11 protein-coding genes are annotated in these 16,907 nt (G+C 70.5%); 5 read left to right on the forward strand and 6 right to left on the reverse strand.

The features are described from left to right. Window positions 1-72: 72 nt before the first annotated feature. The 4 genes from IE325_RS39235 to ssd all read right to left on the reverse strand — a co-directional run bounded on the left by IE325_RS39235 (window position 73) and on the right by ssd (window position 4,674). Window positions 73-879 (reverse strand): type II secretion system F family protein, encoded by an 807-nt coding sequence (locus IE325_RS39235; RefSeq protein ID WP_190074957.1) that lies wholly within the window; start codon window positions 877-879, stop codon window positions 73-75. Window positions 880-1,077: 198 nt separating this feature from the next. Next, window positions 1,078-1,938, reverse strand: coding sequence for a type II secretion system F family protein (locus tag IE325_RS39240; protein WP_190074958.1), 861 nt, complete (start codon window positions 1,936-1,938; stop codon window positions 1,078-1,080). After that, a complete protein-coding gene (locus IE325_RS39245) occupies window positions 1,931-3,142 on the reverse strand; it encodes a TadA family conjugal transfer-associated ATPase (protein ID WP_190074959.1) in 1,212 nt (403 codons plus the stop codon). Before IE325_RS39245 ends, IE325_RS39240 begins: the two co-directional genes overlap by 8 nt. 404 nt (window positions 3,143-3,546) lie before the next feature. Continuing rightward, window positions 3,547-4,674, reverse strand: a complete 1,128-nt coding sequence (ssd, locus tag IE325_RS39250; RefSeq protein WP_190075007.1) for a septum site-determining protein Ssd — start codon at window positions 4,672-4,674, stop codon at window positions 3,547-3,549. Between the two features lie 570 nt (window positions 4,675-5,244). Between ssd and IE325_RS39255 the strand changes: the two genes are divergently transcribed. Continuing rightward, entirely contained in the window at window positions 5,245-6,078 is an 834-nt protein-coding gene (locus tag IE325_RS39255; RefSeq protein ID WP_190074960.1) for an HAD family hydrolase, read from the forward strand. 470 nt (window positions 6,079-6,548) lie between these two features. On the opposite strand, the gene IE325_RS39260 is transcribed toward IE325_RS39255, so the two are convergent. Further along, window positions 6,549-7,373, reverse strand: coding sequence for a Fic family protein (locus IE325_RS39260; protein WP_190074961.1), 825 nt, complete (start codon window positions 7,371-7,373; stop codon window positions 6,549-6,551). A 100-nt stretch (window positions 7,374-7,473) separates the two neighbouring features. Between IE325_RS39260 and IE325_RS39265 the strand changes: the two genes are divergently transcribed. After that, window positions 7,474-8,484: an ATP-binding protein gene (locus tag IE325_RS39265; protein WP_190074962.1), complete on the forward strand. Its 1,011-nt coding sequence runs from the start codon at window positions 7,474-7,476 to the stop codon at window positions 8,482-8,484. Window positions 8,485-8,502: 18 nt separating this feature from the next. Here IE325_RS39265 and IE325_RS39270 read toward each other — a convergent pair whose 3' ends face one another. Then, window positions 8,503-9,843: a polysaccharide deacetylase family protein gene (locus IE325_RS39270; protein WP_190074963.1), complete on the reverse strand. Its 1,341-nt coding sequence runs from the start codon at window positions 9,841-9,843 to the stop codon at window positions 8,503-8,505. Window positions 9,844-10,138: 295 nt separating this feature from the next. Here IE325_RS39270 and IE325_RS39275 point away from each other — a divergent pair, with 295 nt between their 5' ends. From IE325_RS39275 to nhaA, 3 genes are all read left to right on the forward strand, one after another. Next, window positions 10,139-12,919 (forward strand): bifunctional SulP family inorganic anion transporter/carbonic anhydrase, encoded by a 2,781-nt coding sequence (locus tag IE325_RS39275; RefSeq protein ID WP_190074964.1) that lies wholly within the window; start codon window positions 10,139-10,141, stop codon window positions 12,917-12,919. Window positions 12,920-13,258: 339 nt separating this feature from the next. Further along, complete coding sequence (gene acs, locus IE325_RS39280) at window positions 13,259-15,217, forward strand: acetate--CoA ligase (protein ID WP_190074965.1); 1,959 nt, start codon at window positions 13,259-13,261, stop codon at window positions 15,215-15,217. Window positions 15,218-15,418: 201 nt separating this feature from the next. After that, complete coding sequence (gene nhaA, locus IE325_RS39285) at window positions 15,419-16,858, forward strand: Na+/H+ antiporter NhaA (protein ID WP_190074966.1); 1,440 nt, start codon at window positions 15,419-15,421, stop codon at window positions 16,856-16,858. Window positions 16,859-16,907: the final 49 nt, after the last annotated feature.

Below are 16,907 nucleotides of genomic sequence, written 5' to 3' on the forward strand. Positions count from 1 at the left end.
AATGCCTGCCTGAGCGCCCGCTGAGGCGCGCAGCCGGCAGCGCCGCGCGGCCGTCACACCGCCCTCACCCCGTCATCCGCTGCGACCCCCTCCCAACACCCCGCCCGCAAGTCCGATCACGACCGGCGCCACGCCCACCGCGATGAAGGCGGGCAGGAAGCACAGCCCCACCGGCGCGCTGACCATGACGGCCGCCCGTCTGGCCCGTTCCGTCGCGGACCGTGTCCAGTCGGCGCGGGCCTCCGCCGCAAGCCGCGCGACCGGTCCCGCCGCCGGAAGCCCCGTCACATCGGCCCGCTCCAGCAACCGCGCAAGCGCCCCCGCCCCGGGCATCGACGCCAGCCGCTGCCACGCCTCGCCCGGTTCACCACCGAGCCGCACCTCCGCCGCGCCTCGCGCCAGCCCGTTCCCGACGGGACCGCCCAGCGCCTCGCCCACGGCCTGCGCGGCGATCACCGGGCCGGCCCCCGCCGCGATACATGCCGCGAGGAGATCAGCTGCGAGCGGCAGCCGACGTGCCACCTCACCGGCGTCGAGTTCCTCCCGGCCACCCCGATCGGTTCCCTGCCGACGCCGCCACAGCCACAGCCCGCCCGCGACGACCAGCCCCACCACCAGCCCGGCAACCCCGCCGACCAGGGCCCAACCACCGCTCACGACTGCCACCAAGGGCAGCCATCGCCGTACGCCCTGCCGGACGTCGTACCGTCTACGCACCGGCGTCACATCGCCCGCCGCCATCACCCCGGCCATCAGCCCGGCCATCCGCCGCCGGACTCGCCGCTCGCGCCGGATCTCCGCCGCCCATCGCAACAGCCACCCGACCACCAGCACCGCCCCCACCGCCGTCCCCAGCCTGTGGACAACCTCAGCGCTCACATCGCCACTTCCTCTCACGCCCCGGTCCGCCGCCCGGCACCAGCTGGCTTCCCGACCCTTTGGTGCCTCGCAACCCGATCACCGGCCCGGTCCCTGTCATCGCTCCGACCCCAACCGACCCCCGATCCCAATCGGCCTCCCAGCCCCCATCACCGCCCCACCCGCGATCCAGCCCTCACCCTCGATCGACTCAACTCCTCACCCCGCCTCCGCTCCCCGCACAATCCGCGCCGCCCACCACATCCCCAGCCCCTCCAGCACTCCACCGACGACCAGGCACCCGAACCCCGCGCCCGTGTGCAGCAGCACATACAGCGGGTCAGCCCCCATGGCCGCCCCGAGCAGCAGCCCCAGAACCGGCAACCCGGCGAGCATCACCACCGTCGATCTCGCGCCGGCCAACTGGGCGCGCAGGTCGGCACGTTGATCTCGCTCGGCCCGCAACGCCCCCTCCAGCCGGTCGAGTCCGGCCGCGAGCCCCGCACCCTGATCCACGGCGACTCGCCAGCACGCCGCGAGGCCCAGCAGGCCCTCCGCACCCCGTTCTCGTGCCGCGGAGGCGAGCGCACCGGGCACGTCCCCGCCGAACCGCGCCGCCGCCAGCACCGCGGACTGCGCCTCACCGAGGCCGCTGGAGTCCCGTGCCGCCCGCAGCAACGCCTCACCCGGCTGCCGCCCGGCCCGCACCTCCCCGGCGAGCGACGCGCACAACGCGATCACCGCGCGCCCACGGCGTTCCCGCGCCCGCCGCGACTCCCGGGCCAGCCGCATCCGCCGCAGCAACGGCACCCCGACCGCCCCCGCGACCACCGGCAGCACCGACGCCCCCAGGACGGCCAGGACCAGCCCGACGACCAGCGCCCACCATTCGGCACGCATCCGTGCCCATAACCGCCGCAGTTCCCCGGCCGACCGCCGCCAGTCAGCCGGTCCGGCACCCATCGCCCCACCACCCGCCAGCAACAACTGCGCCCGCCGCGCCCCTGAACTCGGCCCACTCAGCAGCCAGACCGCCGCACCGAGGCACAGCACGGCCGCCCCGACCGCCATCTCACCCATCGAGTCCACCCGCACCCTTCACGCCCCCGCAGTTCGCATCGCGCACGTCCCCCTCATCGCCCGCGCCCCGAAGCAACCCCCGCAGCCGCTCCCATCCCCGCTCGCGCACGAACGCCTCCGCGCCCCACCGCAACGCCGGCACCGTCCGCACCAACCCCGACGGGTCCCGTTCCAGCACATGCACCTCGGCGATCCGCCGACGCCCGGTCCGATCGCGCACGAGATGGAGTACGACCGACAGCGCAGCCGCCAACTGGCTGTGCAGCGCGGCCCGGTCGAGCCCGGCCGCCGTACCGAGTGCCTCCAGACGAGCCGGTACATCCGCCGCCGCGTTGGCGTGAACGGTGCCGCAGCCGCCTTCATGACCTGTGTTCAACGCGGCCAGCAGATGGACGACTTCGGCCCCGCGCACCTCACCCACGACCAGCCGGTCCGGCCGCATCCGCAGCGCCTGGCGCACCAGGTCCTCCAGGGTGACGAGCCCGGCACCCTCCTGGTTGGCGGGTCTGCTCTCCAGCCGTACGACATGCGGATGGTCCGGCCTGAGCTCCGCGGAGTCCTCGGCGAGCACGATCCGCTCGCCCGGCCCGATCAGTCCGAGCAGGCCACTGAGCAGCGTGGTCTTGCCACTGCCCGTGCCGCCGCTGATGAGGAAGGACAGCCGTGCGTCCATCAGCGCGCGCAGCACCCGGTCCCCGCCCGGCGGCACCGTGCCCGCCGCGACCAGTTCGTCGAGCGTGAACGCCCTCGGCCGTACGACCCGCAAGGACAGGCAGGCACTGCCGACGGCGACCGGTGGCAGCACCGCGTGCAGCCGGGTCCCGTCGGGCAGACGGGCGTCCACCCAGGGCCGTGCGTCGTCCAGGCGCCGTCCGGCCACCGCGGCGAGGCGCTGTGCCAGGCGTCGTACCGCCGCCGCGTCCGGGAAGGACACAGACGTCAGCTCCAGGCCGCCGCCGCGGTCCACCCAGACCCGGTCCGGCGCCGACACCAGCACATCCGTGACCGATGGATCGGCCAGCAGCGGCTCCAGTGGACCGCTCCCCACCAGTTCGGACCGCAACTGCTCGGCCGCCCCGAGGACTTCGGCGTCCCCCAGCACCCGGCCCTGCTCCCGCAGCGCCTGCGCCACCCGCGCGGGCGTCGGCTCACCCCCACTCTCGGCCAGCCACTGCCGCACCCCGTCGAGCAACTCCGACGACATGCCCGCCCCGGCCGCCGCTCCCCCGGGGTCCCACCGCGCCCCCGGCGAACCGGCGCGACCGACCGACTCCCTCCGATCACCCAGCACACCGCCCCACTCGGCAGACTCCGCCCGAACACCCGACGCACCTGCCCGCCCAGCGGGAGCCCTGTGAGCACTCGCCCCAACACGCGGCGGAGCAGACCCCTCCCGAACCCCCAACTCCCCAACCAGCTCAGCAGGCTCACCGCGCACACCGACCCCACTCACCACCGCCTCGCCGGACGAGCCACCCACCGCCCACCGCGGCACACGAGCCCGCCTCCGCCCCGTCGCCCCCGCCCCGCCCGATCGCCACCGCTCGGGCGCCGCCCGTACCGAACCGGCCTCGGCGCCGGCTGCCCAGTCGAGCCCGGACCCCGTACTCATGCCACCCTCGCTTCCAGCAACGCCCGCTCCCAGAACTCCCGGCAGAACCGCGCCAGCGGTCCGCGTCCCACCGCCCCCGGCGGTTCCTTGCTCTCGTGCGGCCCCAGGAGCCCGGCTTCGACGGGCACCTCACCCACCAGCGGCAGGTCCAGGAGCCGGGCCACCTCGCGGTCGTCGAGGCCGGGGCCATACGGGCCGCGTACGGCGACCCGCAGGTCCCTGAGGACCAGGCGAACCGCGGAGGCCACCTGCCGGGCAGCGGCGACGGCGCGCAGTTCGGCGGGGACCACGAGGATTCCGACGTCGAGTTGGGCGAGGGCCTCCGCGACTCCGTCGTCGATGCGGCGGGGCAGGTCGACGACGACAGCGCCGCCCCGGCGTCGGGCCGCGGCGAGCACCGCTCGTATGGCCTGCGGCGGGACGGCGACGCATTCACCGCGATCCCAGCTCAGCACCCGCAGGGAGTGCAGTTTCGGCAGCGATTCCTCCAGCGCGCCGCTGCCGAGCCGCCCGCGCGAGCCGGCGAACGAGGGCCAGCGAAGCCCCTCGGCCGTCTCGCCGCCGAGGAGGACATCGAGTCCGCCACCGAGGGGGTCGGCGTCCACGAGCAGCGTGCGCAGTTCCTCACGCGCGGCGGTGACGGCGAGGGCGCAGGCGAGCGTGGAGGCGCCGGCTCCGCCGCGGCCGCCGATGACGCCGACGGTGAGGGCGGGTCGTTCGACGCCTTCGACGACGTCAGCGATGCGGTCGACCAGCCACTGTTCGCCATCGGGCAGCATCAGGACATGGTCGGCGCCGATCTCGACGGCCCGGCGCCACACCCCGGCGTCGTCCTGGTCGCGTCCGACGAGCACCACTCCGCGTCTGCGCGCGGTCCCGCGCACCCGGTGTGCGGCGTCGTCGCCGACCAGGACGAGCGGCGCGGACTCCCATCGGCCCCTGGGTTCGGGCACTGTGTGGTGGACCTCGGGTGTGGCGCCGGCCGCGGCGCACAGGCGCAGCAGGTCGTCGAGCAGTCCTGCGTCCTCCGTGACGATCAATGGCTTGCCCGGCTGCCCGGAGGCGGCGGGCTGCGGATCGTGTGTGACGGCTGCGGTCACGGTTTTCGTCCCCCTTCGCTGCATCACTCGCGCAGCCCTGCGGCCCCGCGATTCCCAAACGTGTGAAGAACCGGCAACCGGCCTCCATATGAACGGCCGATACGAACCGGCCAAACACGCCCGACTAACCGGATCCGGCCATGAAGTCGGCCCGAGCGGGACGCGTTGGAATCACGGTGCAGCGATCCCGGAAATCGTGTGGATCTTGGTCGATAACTGTGGACAACTCGGCGCTTGTGAATATCGCCGTCACCCAAACCGGTGACGCTCGTACCGGCCTCCGACCAACCCCTGTGCGACTCCCGCAGAGCAGCGCGACAACTACACACGGTCACGAATCATGAACATGCCGAATAGGCGGCCGCAGCCGCCTCGCGTCGGCCCCGAGGCCGTGCATGAAAGAGGAAAACCCACCCGGACATGCGACGACCCCCGCCGGGGGGGAGAGCGGGGGTCGTCTCCACGGCCGACTCGGGGGGGGGAGGAGTCGGACCGGGTTAGCACGGTCGCGAACGATCCGTGACTTCCATGGTGTACCCGAGAGCCCTCTCAGGCAAACCCACGCGCCCACCTTACGCCGAATGGGCTGCGCCTATGCTCGGGGTCGTGGAAAACCACTCCTTGCCCCGCACAGCGGCCTTCTTTGACCTGGACAAGACGGTCATTGCGAAGTCGAGCACGCTCACGTTCAGCAAGTCGTTCTACCAAGGCGGTCTGATCAACCGCAGGGCCGCCTTGCGGACCGCATATGCCCAGTTCGTCTTCCGCTTGGGCGGTATGGACCATGACCAGATGGAGCGCACGCGCGAGTACCTCTCCGCGCTCGTCCGCGGCTGGAACGTCCAGCAGGTCAAGGAGATCGTCGCCGAGACGCTCCACGACCTGATCGACCCGATCATCTTCGACGAGGCCGCCTCCCTCATCGAGGAGCACCACACGGCCGGCCGCGATGTGGTGATCGTCTCCACATCGGGCGCCGAGGTCGTCGAGCCGATCGGCGAGTTGCTCGGCGCCGACCGCGTGGTGGCCACACGCATGGTCGTCGGCGACGACGGCTGCTTCACCGGCGAGGTGGAGTACTACGCGTACGGCCCGACGAAGGCCGAGGCGATCAGGGAGCTGGCCGAGTCCGAGGGCTACGACCTCTCCCGCTGTTACGCCTACAGCGACTCCGCGACCGATCTGCCGATGCTGGAGACGGTCGGGCATCCGCACGCGGTGAACCCGGATCGCGCGCTGCGCCGCGAGGCACTCGCGCGCGGGTGGCCGATTCTCGACTTCCATCGCCCGGTCCGGCTCAAGCAGCGGATCCCCTCCCTGTCCGTACCGCCGCGTCCCGCCCTCGTCGCGGCCGCCGCCATAGGAGCCGCGGCGGCCACCGCGGGGCTCGTCTGGTACGCGAACCGGCGTCGTTCGGCACCCGCCTGACCTGCATGCCCGCTTTATCCACACCGCGCTCGACAAACCGATGCCCGTTTGAAGCGATTTGCGAGTAAAAGTAAAGAACTGCGGCCAGGCCTTCCGCTTGGTTGTGGCCTGGAGTACAAAGGAGTCAACGGCCCGCGAGACCAAGGACATCCGAGAGGATCACCTTTAATACGCATTTGGCCCCACGGACCGAGCATGAACATTGGGCACCCACGCGACGTCGACCCGTCGATTACGGGCCAGCCGCACCAGGTGACGGGCAAAGTTCCCGGCCTGATGGGCAACATATCGAGGACGCTTGGTAACCCGGTGAACATGCCAGCGGCGGTACGAATCCTCGTACCGCCGCAACTCTTGTGGGCCCGCGCGCGGGCTTTTTCGTGGCTTACGACTTTCAAGCCGCCCTCACGTCAAGCATGGGTACGCGCACGTGCGTCAGGCACGGCCACGCACGCGTGCGTCACGCCCTCTCACGCCGCACCGCGCTGCAACGCCTCGCACACCGCCGTCGACTCGCGCGCCCCGAGCCCGACCGCCTTGCCACAGTGGGCGATCCACGCGGCCACGCCCTCGGGAGTGCCGGAGACATAGCCTTCGAGCGCCGCCAGATAGGCCGCCCGGCCCAGTTCGGCATGGCCGACCTCGGCCGGGCAGACCGACTTCGGGTCGAGGCCGCTGCCGACCAGGACGATGCGCTCGGCGGTACGCGCGACCAGGCCGTTGTGGGAGGTGAAGGGGCGCAGCGCGAGAAGCTCGCCGTGCACGACGGCGGCCGTCACCAGGGCGGGCGCCGACCCTCCGGCGATGATCAGCTCGGCCAGCCCCTCCAGGCGGCCATGCACCTCCGCCGCGGGGGGCAGCGGCAGCTCCACCAGTGGCTCGTCGACCGGCTCGCCCTCCTGACGCGGACGCCCGACCTGATCCTCCTTGCCGGCCGCCGCCACCAGATGCAGCCGGGCCAGCACCCGTAGCGGTGACTGCCGCCAGATGGACAGCAGTTGGCCCGCCTCGGCGGTCAGCCGCAGGGCCGCGCCCATGACGCGCGCCTCGCCGTCGCCGCTGAAGTCGGTACGCCGGCGCACCTCTTCGAGTGCCCAGTCCGCGCCGGACAACGCACCGGTGCCCCGGGCGCCGCGCAGGGCGGCCTCGGCTGTGATCTCGTTGCTGCGCCGCCGCATGATCCGGTGCCCGTAGACCCGGTCCACCGCCTTGCGCACGGACTCCACGGACTCGGGCACCCCGGGCAGTGCCCCGAGGGCCGCGAGCGGATCGGCGGACGCACCTGTCGTACTCATGAGTACGACATTACGTCCCCATGCCCTCACCGCTCGATCGAGTGGCCTTCTTCACGCACACCTGCCACATACAGCTATCGCACGACTACCGTTCGTGAACATGAAAATTGCTTTCGTCGGGAAGGGCGGCAGCGGCAAGACGACCCTGTCCTCCCTCTTCATTCGCCATCTCGCGGCCACAAGCGCACCCGTCGTGGCCGTCGACGCCGATATCAACCAGCATCTGGGAGCCGCGCTCGGTCTCGACGAGGCGGAAGCCGCCGCCCTGCCCGCGATGGGCGAGCGACTGCCGATGATCAAGGACTGTCTGCGCGGCACGAATCCGCGGATCGCCTCCGCCCGGACGATGATCAAGACGACACCGCCCGGCGAGGGCTCGCGACTGCTGCGGGTGCGCGAGAACAACCCGGTGTACGACGCCTGTGCCCGGCCGGTGGAACTCGACGGCGACACCGTCCGTTTGATGGTCACCGGCTCCTTCACGGAATCCGATCTGGGGGTCGCCTGCTACCACTCCAAGACGGGAGCGGTGGAGCTGTTCCTGAACCACCTGGTGGACGGCCCCGACGAATACGTCGTGGTCGACATGACGGCGGGTTCGGACTCCTTCGCCTCCGGCATGTTCACCCGCTTCGACATCACGTTCCTCGTCGCCGAGCCGACCCGGAAGGGGGTCTCCGTCTATCGCCAGTACCAGGAATACGCCCGCGACTTCGGCGTCGTCCTCAAGGTCGTCGGCAACAAGGTGCAGGGTCAGGACGACCTCGACTTCCTCCGCGCCGAGGTCGGGGACGACCTGCTGGTGACCGTCGGGCACTCGGACTGGGTGCGCTCCATGGAGAAGGGCCGCCCCTCCCGGTTCGAGCTCCTGGAGGACGCCAACCACCTCGCCCTGCGCCGACTGCGCACCGCCGTGGACGCGACGTACGAGCTTCGGAACTGGGAGCGCTACACCCGCCAGATGGCACACTTCCACCTCAAGAACGCCCGGACCTGGGGGAACGAGCGCACCGGGGTCGACCTGGCGGCACAGATCGACCCCGGGTTCGTGCTCGGCGAGAGCGCTGCCGGCCTTCCCGAGGACAACTCCCGCCTGGCTTCCAGCGCTTGACCTCGAACCGCTCGACCTCTAATCGCTCGACTTCGAACCGCTCGACTTCTCCTGCTTGACCGCCGGCGCCCCAGGCACCCCCTTCGGCGCCGGGGCCGGGTGCCTCGCCAAGAAGGCCGCCCAGCCCTGCTTCGGGGCCTCACCGACGCCCAGCGTGCGCAGCTTCTTCAGGATCGCCGGGTCCTGGGCGTCCAGCCAGTCGGCGAGTTGCCGGAAGGAGACGCAGCGGACATCGGGCTTGTTGCAGACGGCCTCGACGACCTCCTCGACGGCGCGCATATAGGTGCCGCCGTTCCATGACTCGAAGTGGTTGCCGATGATCAGGGGCGCACGGTTGCCGTCGTAGGCGCGGCGGAAGCCCATGAGCAGGCCGTCACGCATCTGGTCGCCCCAGAACTGGTGCTTGTCGGGGTCGCCCTGGCTCGTGGTGCCCGACTGGTTGACCATGAAGTTGTAGTCCATGGTGAGCTGCTCGTAGGAGTGCCCGGGGAACGGCACGAGCTGCATCGACAGATCCCACAGCCCCTCTCGCTTCGTGGGCCAGAGCTGGTTGTTGACGCCGCTGGAGTCGTAGCGGAAGCCCATCTCTCTGGCGGCCTTGACGAAGTTCTTGCGGCCCTCGAGGCAGGGCGTGCGAGCGCCGATGAGCTCCTTGTCGTAGTCGAAGGGCAGAGGAGACGCCTTCTTCATCCCGGTGGTGGTCTTCCAGGACTTGACGAATCGTTTCGCCTGAGTGATCTCGTCCTTCCACTCCTCCACCGACCACTCACCGACTCCGCCATCGCTGCCGCAGAAGTGGCCATTGAAGTGCGTCCCGATCTCATTGCCCTCCAGCCACGCGTGACGCAGCTGCCTCACTGTGTCGGCGATGCCCTCCTCGTCGTTGAAGCCGATGTCGGAGCGGCCCGGGGAGTGCTGCGGCGGCCGGTAGAGGTCGCGTTCATGGTCCGGCAGCATGTACACGCCGCTGAGGAAGTACGTCATCGTCGCGTTGTTCGCCTTGGCGACCTTGCGGAAGTGGGAGAACAGCTTCTGGCTGTCCTCGCCCGCGCCGTCCCAGGAGAACACCACGAACTGCGGGGGTTTCTGGCCCGGCTTCATCCGCTCGGGTCTGGGCAGATGCGGCTGCGTGCCGGTGTACGCGGTCGACCCGTCGCCGATCAGATGGATCACGCTGCCGGGCGCGGGCGCCGCCGGCTTCGCCTTCTCCGGACCGGGCGCGGCATTCCCGGGCCCCTCATGGCCGCTCCCACAACCGGCGAGCGACGCGGCACAGACCGCGGCGGCAGCGGTACCCGCGGCAATTCTGTGTGTCGCGGCGGCTTTTCGGGGGTCGGCGAACCTGCGGTTGGCGGCCATGTTCGGTCCACCTACTTCCTTCTCTCGGATGGCGACAGCGCCGCCAAGATCGCATGGAACCGAGAAGGAATTAGTACGACAAGCCGACTAATTGGCCACTTCACTCTTCAGGGGGATTTATTAGTCCATTTGCTCGGAAAATCTATTCCCGCCCTTTACTCTGCATTACGATCCGTTTACCGACTGTTGCATCCCGCCGCTGCACGCCGTGCCCACACGGCCGCGACCCGACCCCTCGCCCCGAGCGGGGGACCACCAGATCCGCGACCGCGCTGCCCCGGAGGAGACGGGAAACATGTCAGCCTGCGTTCCCACCCGCGCCGACGAACCACGTCGAGAGGAGCACATCCACGAAGCCCACAGCCCGCCCCCGACCCGGCCCGGCCGCCCTCGCATCGCGGGCGCCGATCTATCGGCCTCCATCGCGGTCTTCCTGATCGCACTCCCCCTGTCCCTCGGCATCGCCCTCGCCACCGGCGCTCCCCTCCAGGCCGGCCTCGTCGCCGCCGCCGTCGGAGGACTCGTCGCCGGACGGCTCGGAGGTGCCCCGCTCCAAGTCAGCGGCCCCGCCGCCGGCCTCACCGTCGTCACCGCCGAGCTCATCCAGCGATACGGATGGCGTACGACCTGTGCCATCACCGTTCTCGCCGGACTCGCCCAACTCGGCCTCGGCCTCCTGCGCGTGGCGCGAGGCGCGCTCGCCGTCAGCCCCGCCATCGTGCACGGCATGCTCGCCGGCATCGGCGTCACCATCGCCGTGGCCCAGCTGCACATCGTCCTCGGCGGCATCCCGCACAGCTCGGTCCTGGACAACCTGCGTGAGCTGCCCGGCCAGTTGGCCCGTGTGCACTCCGCCGCCCTGTCGGTGAGCGCGCTGACCCTCGCCCTGCTGGTGCTCTGGCCCCGGCTGCCCGGCCGGATCGGCGGGTGGCTGCGCATGGTGCCGACCCCGCTCGTCGCCGTCGCCGTCGCCACCACGACCGCCTCGCTCGCCGGACTGCGCCTGCCCAAGGTCGACCTGCCGTCCTGGAGCAGCCATGCGCTGGCCGCGCTGCCCGAGGGCCCGGTGCTCGGCCTCGCCGCCGCCGTGCTCACCATCACGCTGGTGTGCAGCGTGCAGTCGCTGCTCGGCGCGGTCGCCGTGGACAAGCTGATCGCGGGCCGACCCGAGCTGTCCGCCCGCGTCGGCCGCTCCCACCTGGACCGCGAACTGCTCGGTCAGGGCGCCGCCAACGTCGTCTCCGGCGCGCTCGGCGGGCTGCCCATCGCCGGGGTCGCCGTACGCAGTTCCGCGAATGTGCAAGCCGGTGCCGTCAGCCGGAACTCCACGATGCTGCACGGCGTTCTCGTAGTAGTCGCCGCGCTGCTGATGGTCCCGATCCTGGAGCTCATCCCGCTAGCCTCGCTCGCCGCCCTGGTCATGGCCGTCGGCATCCAGATGGTGTCCCTGCACCACATTCGCACGGTGACCCGCCACCGAGAGGTGCTGGTGTACGCAGTCACCACCCTCGGCGTGGTGTTCATCGGCGTCCTGGAGGGCGTGGCACTCGGAATCGCCATGGCCGTCGGCGTCGCCCTGCACCGCCTCACCCGCACCCGTATCACCCATGACGAAAAGGAAGGAGTCCATCACGTACATGTACGAGGACAGTTGACGTTCCTCGCGGTGCCCCGGCTCAGCCGGACCCTGCATCTCGTGCCCCAAGGTGCCGACGCCGTCGTGGAGTTGGACGGCTCGTTCATGGACCACGCGGCGTACGAGTCACTGCAGGACTGGCAGAACACACACACCGCGCACGGCGGCTCCGTCGAGCTGGTCGGTCGTAGGGCCGGGGTCCGGATCGGCGAGCCGATGGGCCCGGCCGGCCTCCATACCGCCGCCGAGAGGGACGCAGCCGAGTCCGCCGACTGCCGCTGCCACCCCTGGACAGCCTGGCGCAACCACCAGTGCGAGATCCCGGATGCCGCCCTCTCCCGCGACGGCCGGCTCAGGAAGACGCGGGAGACCGCCACGGATGCCGCAGGCAACGCCGGGGACACCGGCGACACAGACAGATCCGGCACGCCCTCCAACACCGGCGCCCCCGGTACCACCGACGGCTCCCGTGGCGCGCACAGCTCTCACGGCACGCGTGGCGCCGACGCCACCCACAGCACCGGCGAACTCGACACCGCCGACGGTCCCGACACCTCCCGCCACGTCGGCACCCTCGCCGAGCCCGGCCGGCCCGGGGGCCGCACCGTCGGCACAGGAGCGGGAGCAGGACCAGAAGCAGGAGCGGGGGTGGGGGCACGACCAAGGACAGGAACAAGTACCGACGCCAGTCGCCCCAGTGCCCGGCAACTGGCCCGCGGCATCAGCGCGTTCCAGCGCAACACCGCGCCCCTGGTACGGGGCGAGCTGGCGCGGCTGGCGCGTGAGGGACAGCAGCCCTCCCAGCTGTTTCTCACCTGCGCGGACTCACGGCTGGTCACGTCGATGATCACTTCCAGTGGTCCCGGCGACCTGTTCGTGGTGCGCAACGTGGGCAACCTCGTGCCGCTGCCCGGCCAGGAGAGCGGGGACGACTCGGTGGCGGCCGCGATCGAGTACGCGGTGGATGTGCTCCAGGTGCGGTCGATCACCGTATGCGGACACTCGGGGTGCGGGGCCATGCAGGCGCTGCTCACGTCCGAGCCCATCCCACCCGCAGACTCCACCTCCGAACCCACCCCACCCACAGACCCCACCCCCCAACCTGCCCCACCCGCAGACCCGCCCCCGCAAACCCCCCTCAGGCGATGGCTGCGGCACGGCCAGCCCAGTCTGGAGCGACTGTCCGACGAGCGCCGCCCCTGGGCCAGGCTCGCAGGGCGGGCGCCGGCCGATGCGGTCGAGCAGCTGTGCCTGACGAACGTGGTCCAGCAGTTGGAGCATCTGCGCGCCCATGAGTCGGTGGCCCGGGCCCTGCGGGCGGGGGCGCTGGAGTTGCACGGGATGTACTTCCACGTGGGCGAGGCACAGGCGTATCTGCTGGCCGAGGGCGGCGAGGACGAGGTGTTCGATCACGTGGGAGTGGCGGACCTGTCGGCCTGACGCGTGAGACCCGACGGGTGAGACCCGATGGCGGCCCCGCACCGGACACCGGACGGGGCCGCACTCCTTCGGGACTCCGTGGGATCCACGTCCCCATGAGGCTCACTCCCCGCGCTCCCCACGTTTCGCCTGCCCAAGGCCGAAATGTGAAAGGGATTACAGCGATGAACCGCCTCGGTCCGGCGTCCGTGGGAACGGATGACCCCGGCACCGGCAGCAGCTCGGGCCGCACCCCATGACAGGTCTAAACCAATTTTCCGGCGACCCTTGTCATCGGACCCCCGGGTCTGATGAGCTGTGGCCTGGGACACAACGGACACCCTGGGAAAGGGAGATGTCGTGAGCAACGAAAGCCTGGCCAACCTGCTGAAGGAAGAGCGCAGGTTCGCACCCCCCGCCGACCTGGCCGCGCATGCCAACGTCACGGCGGAGGCGTATGAGCAGGCCAAGGCTGACAGGCTCGGCTTCTGGGCCGAGCAGGCCCGTCGGCTGACCTGGGCCAAGGAGCCGACGGAGACGCTGGACTGGTCGAACCCGCCGTTCGCGAAGTGGTTCAAGGACGGCGAGCTCAATGTCGCGTACAACTGCGTGGACCGGCATGTCGAGGCCGGACACGGCGACCGTGTCGCCATCCACTTCGAGGGTGAGCCCGGCGACAGCCGCGCTGTCACCTACGCCGAGCTCAAGGACGAGGTCTCCAAGGCCGCCAACGCCCTGCTGGAGCTGGGAGTTCAGAAGGGCGACCGGGTCGCCGTCTATATGCCGATGATCCCGGAGACGGCGATCGCGATGCTGGCCTGCGCCCGTATCGGCGCCGCCCACTCGGTCGTCTTCGGCGGCTTCTCGGCGGACGCGCTCGCGACCCGTATCCAGGACGCGGACGCCAAGGTCGTCATCACCTCCGACGGCGGGTACCGGCGCGGCAAGCCGTCCGCCCTCAAGCCGGCCGTGGACGAGGCGATCGGCAAGGTCGACAACGTCGAGCATGTGCTGGTCGTACGCCGCACCGGCCAGGACGTCGCCTGGGACGACAGCCGTGACGTGTGGTGGCACGAGATCGTCGAGCGGCAGTCCGCCGAGCACACCCCCGAGGCCTTCGGCGCGGAGCACCCGCTGTTCATCCTGTACACGTCCGGTACTACGGGTAAGCCCAAGGGCATCCTGCACACCTCCGGCGGCTACCTCACCCAGACGTCGTACACCCACCACGCCGTCTTCGACCTCAAGCCGGAGACGGACGTGTACTGGTGCACGGCCGACGTCGGCTGGGTCACCGGGCACTCGTACATCGTGTACGGGCCGCTGGCGAACGGCGCGACGCAGGTGATGTACGAGGGCACTCCGGACACGCCGCACCAGGGCCGCTTCTGGGAGATCGTGCAGAAGTACGGGGTGACGATCCTCTACACCGCCCCGACCGCCATCCGGACCTTCATGAAGTGGGGCGACGACATCCCCGCGAAGTTCGACCTCTCCTCCCTGCGCGTCCTCGGGTCGGTCGGTGAGCCGATCAACCCCGAGGCCTGGGTCTGGTACCGCAAGCACATCGGCGCCGACAAGACGCCCGTCGTGGACACCTGGTGGCAGACCGAGACCGGCGCGATGATGATCTCGCCGCTGCCCGGCGTCACCGAGACCAAGCCGGGTTCCGCGCAGACCCCGCTGCCCGGCATCTCCGCGACCGTCGTCGACGACGAGGCCAACGAGGTGCCCGACGGCGGTGGCGGCTACCTGGTCCTCACCGAGCCGTGGCCGTCGATGCTGCGCACCATCTGGGGCGACGACCAGCGGTTCCTCGACACGTACTGGTCGCGGTTCGAGGGCAAGTACTTCGCCGGTGACGGGGCGAAGAAGGACGATGACGGCGACATCTGGCTCCTCGGGCGCGTCGACGACGTCATGCTCGTCTCGGGCCACAACATCTCCACCACCGAGGTCGAGTCCGCCCTGGTCTCCCACCCGTCCGTCGCCGAGGCGGCCGTCGTCGGTGCCGCCGACGAGACGACCGGGCAGGCCATCGTCGCCTTTGTGATCCTGCGCGGCACGGCGAACGCCGAGGACGAGAACCTCATCGCGGACCTGCGCAACCATGTCGGCGCCACCCTCGGCCCGATCGCCAAGCCGAAGCGGATCCTGCCGGTGGCCGAGCTGCCGAAGACCCGCTCCGGCAAGATCATGCGCCGGCTGCTGCGGGACGTCGCCGAGAACCGTCAGCTCGGTGATGTGACGACGCTGACCGACTCGACCGTCATGGACCTCATCCAGGCCAAGCTCCCGGCGGCGCCGAGCGAGGACTGAGCACCGTACACATGCGAAGGGCACCCGGTGACCACGCCGGGTGCCCTTCGCATACATACGGTGGGAGAAGATTGTGGAAGACGGCGGATGCGTTCCCCCGCACCCTTAGGTAAACTAAACAAAGCGATATGACCCATAGGTGTGCCGGGAAGTCTGGTCGGCAATGTGCTCCGTCCTGCCCACCGACCGGAGGTCCTCCCCGTGACCGCGCCCCGCACCCCCGCTCCCGTCCGCAAGGTCTTCGGACGGCTGTCCCTCCCCGAGCGGAACTTCGTCGGGGACGCGCTGCGCACCGAGACCGTCGGCGGTGTCCTGCTGCTCCTCGCCGCGATCACCGCGCTGATCTGGGCGAACGTCCCCGCGCTGCGCGACAGCTACGAGAGTGTCGGCCACTTCCACCTCGGCCCCGAGGCCCTCGGTCTGAATCTGTCCATCGAGCACTGGGCCGCCGACGGCCTGCTCGCGATCTTCTTCTTCGTCGCCGGCATCGAACTCAAGCGTGAGCTGGTGGCCGGCGATCTCAGGGACCCCAAGGCGGCCGTACTGCCGGTCGTCGCCGCGCTGTGCGGGATGGCGGTGCCCGCGCTCGTCTACACGCTGACCAACATCACCGGACACGGTTCCTCGGTGGGCTGGGCGGTCCCGACCGCCACGGACATCGCCTTCGCGCTCGCCGTGCTCGCCGTCATCGGCACCTCCCTGCCCAGCGCCCTGCGCGCGTTCCTGCTCACCCTCGCCGTCGTCGACGACCTCTTCGCCATCCTGATCATCGCGATCTTCTTCACCGCGGACCTCAACTTCGCCGCGCTCGGCGGGGCCGTCGTGGGCCTCGGCGTGTTCTGGCTGCTGCTGAGGAAGGGCGTACGCGGGTGGTACGTGTACGTCCCGCTCGCCCTGGTGATCTGGGGGCTGATGTACAACAGCGGCGTCCACGCCACCATCGCGGGCGTCGCGATGGGCCTGATGATGCGCTGCACCAGGCACGAGGACGAGGAGCACTCCCCCGGCGAGCACATCGAGCACCTCGTGCGCCCGGTGTCCGCTGGGCTCGCCGTCCCTCTGTTCGCGCTGTTCAGCGCCGGTGTGGTGGTCTCCGGCGGCGCGCTCGGCGATGTGGTGCGCCAGCCGGAGACGCTCGGCGTGGTCCTCGGGCTTGTGGTCGGCAAGACGGTCGGCATCTTCGGCGGCACCTGGCTGACGGCACGTTTCACCAGGGCCTCGCTCAGCGACGACCTGGAGTGGGCGGACGTGTTCGCCGTCGCGACCCTCGCCGGCATCGGCTTCACCGTCTCGCTGCTCATCGGCGAGCTCGCCTTCGCGGGCGACGCCACGCTGACCGACGAGGTCAAGGCCGCCGTACTGCTCGGGTCCCTCACCGCGGCGATCCTGGCGACGGTGCTGCTGAAGATACGTAACGCCAAGTACCGCGGGATGGTCGAGGCCGAGGAGCGCGACGACGACGCCGACGGCATTCCGGACATCTACGAACAGGACGAGCCGGAGTACCACCTCCGGATGGCCGCCATCTTCGAACGCAAGGCCGCCGAACACCGCCGTCTCGCCGAGGAGAAGCTCGCCGCACGCCACGCGCTTGCCGAAGTGGCGGGCAGGGCAGGCGAGGAGGAGCACCGTCGGGCATGATCTGACGGGACGGTACAAAAGACGGAACCGTACGCACTTATACGGAAGA

The organism is Streptomyces lanatus (assembly GCF_014655715.1).
In the GTDB taxonomy this organism is placed as follows: domain Bacteria; phylum Actinomycetota; class Actinomycetes; order Streptomycetales; family Streptomycetaceae; genus Streptomyces; species Streptomyces lanatus.

Coding starts and splice junctions, on each gene's coding strand:
- IE325_RS39265 (WP_190074962.1), top strand. CDS start 7,474: ATGAAAATTGCTTTCGTCGGGAAGGGCGGCAGCGGCAAGACGACCCTG.
- IE325_RS39260 (WP_190074961.1), bottom strand. CDS start 7,373: ATGAGTACGACAGGTGCGTCCGCCGATCCGCTCGCGGCCCTCGGGGCA.
- ssd (WP_190075007.1), bottom strand. CDS start 4,674: ATGCAGCGAAGGGGGACGAAAACCGTGACCGCAGCCGTCACACACGAT.
- IE325_RS39275 (WP_190074964.1), top strand. CDS start 10,139: ATGTCAGCCTGCGTTCCCACCCGCGCCGACGAACCACGTCGAGAGGAG.
- IE325_RS39240 (WP_190074958.1), bottom strand. CDS start 1,938: ATGGGTGAGATGGCGGTCGGGGCGGCCGTGCTGTGCCTCGGTGCGGCG.
- IE325_RS39245 (WP_190074959.1), bottom strand. CDS start 3,142: ATGTCGTCGGAGTTGCTCGACGGGGTGCGGCAGTGGCTGGCCGAGAGT.
- IE325_RS39270 (WP_190074963.1), bottom strand. CDS start 9,843: ATGGCCGCCAACCGCAGGTTCGCCGACCCCCGAAAAGCCGCCGCGACA.
- IE325_RS39255 (WP_190074960.1), top strand. CDS start 5,245: ATGCTCGGGGTCGTGGAAAACCACTCCTTGCCCCGCACAGCGGCCTTC.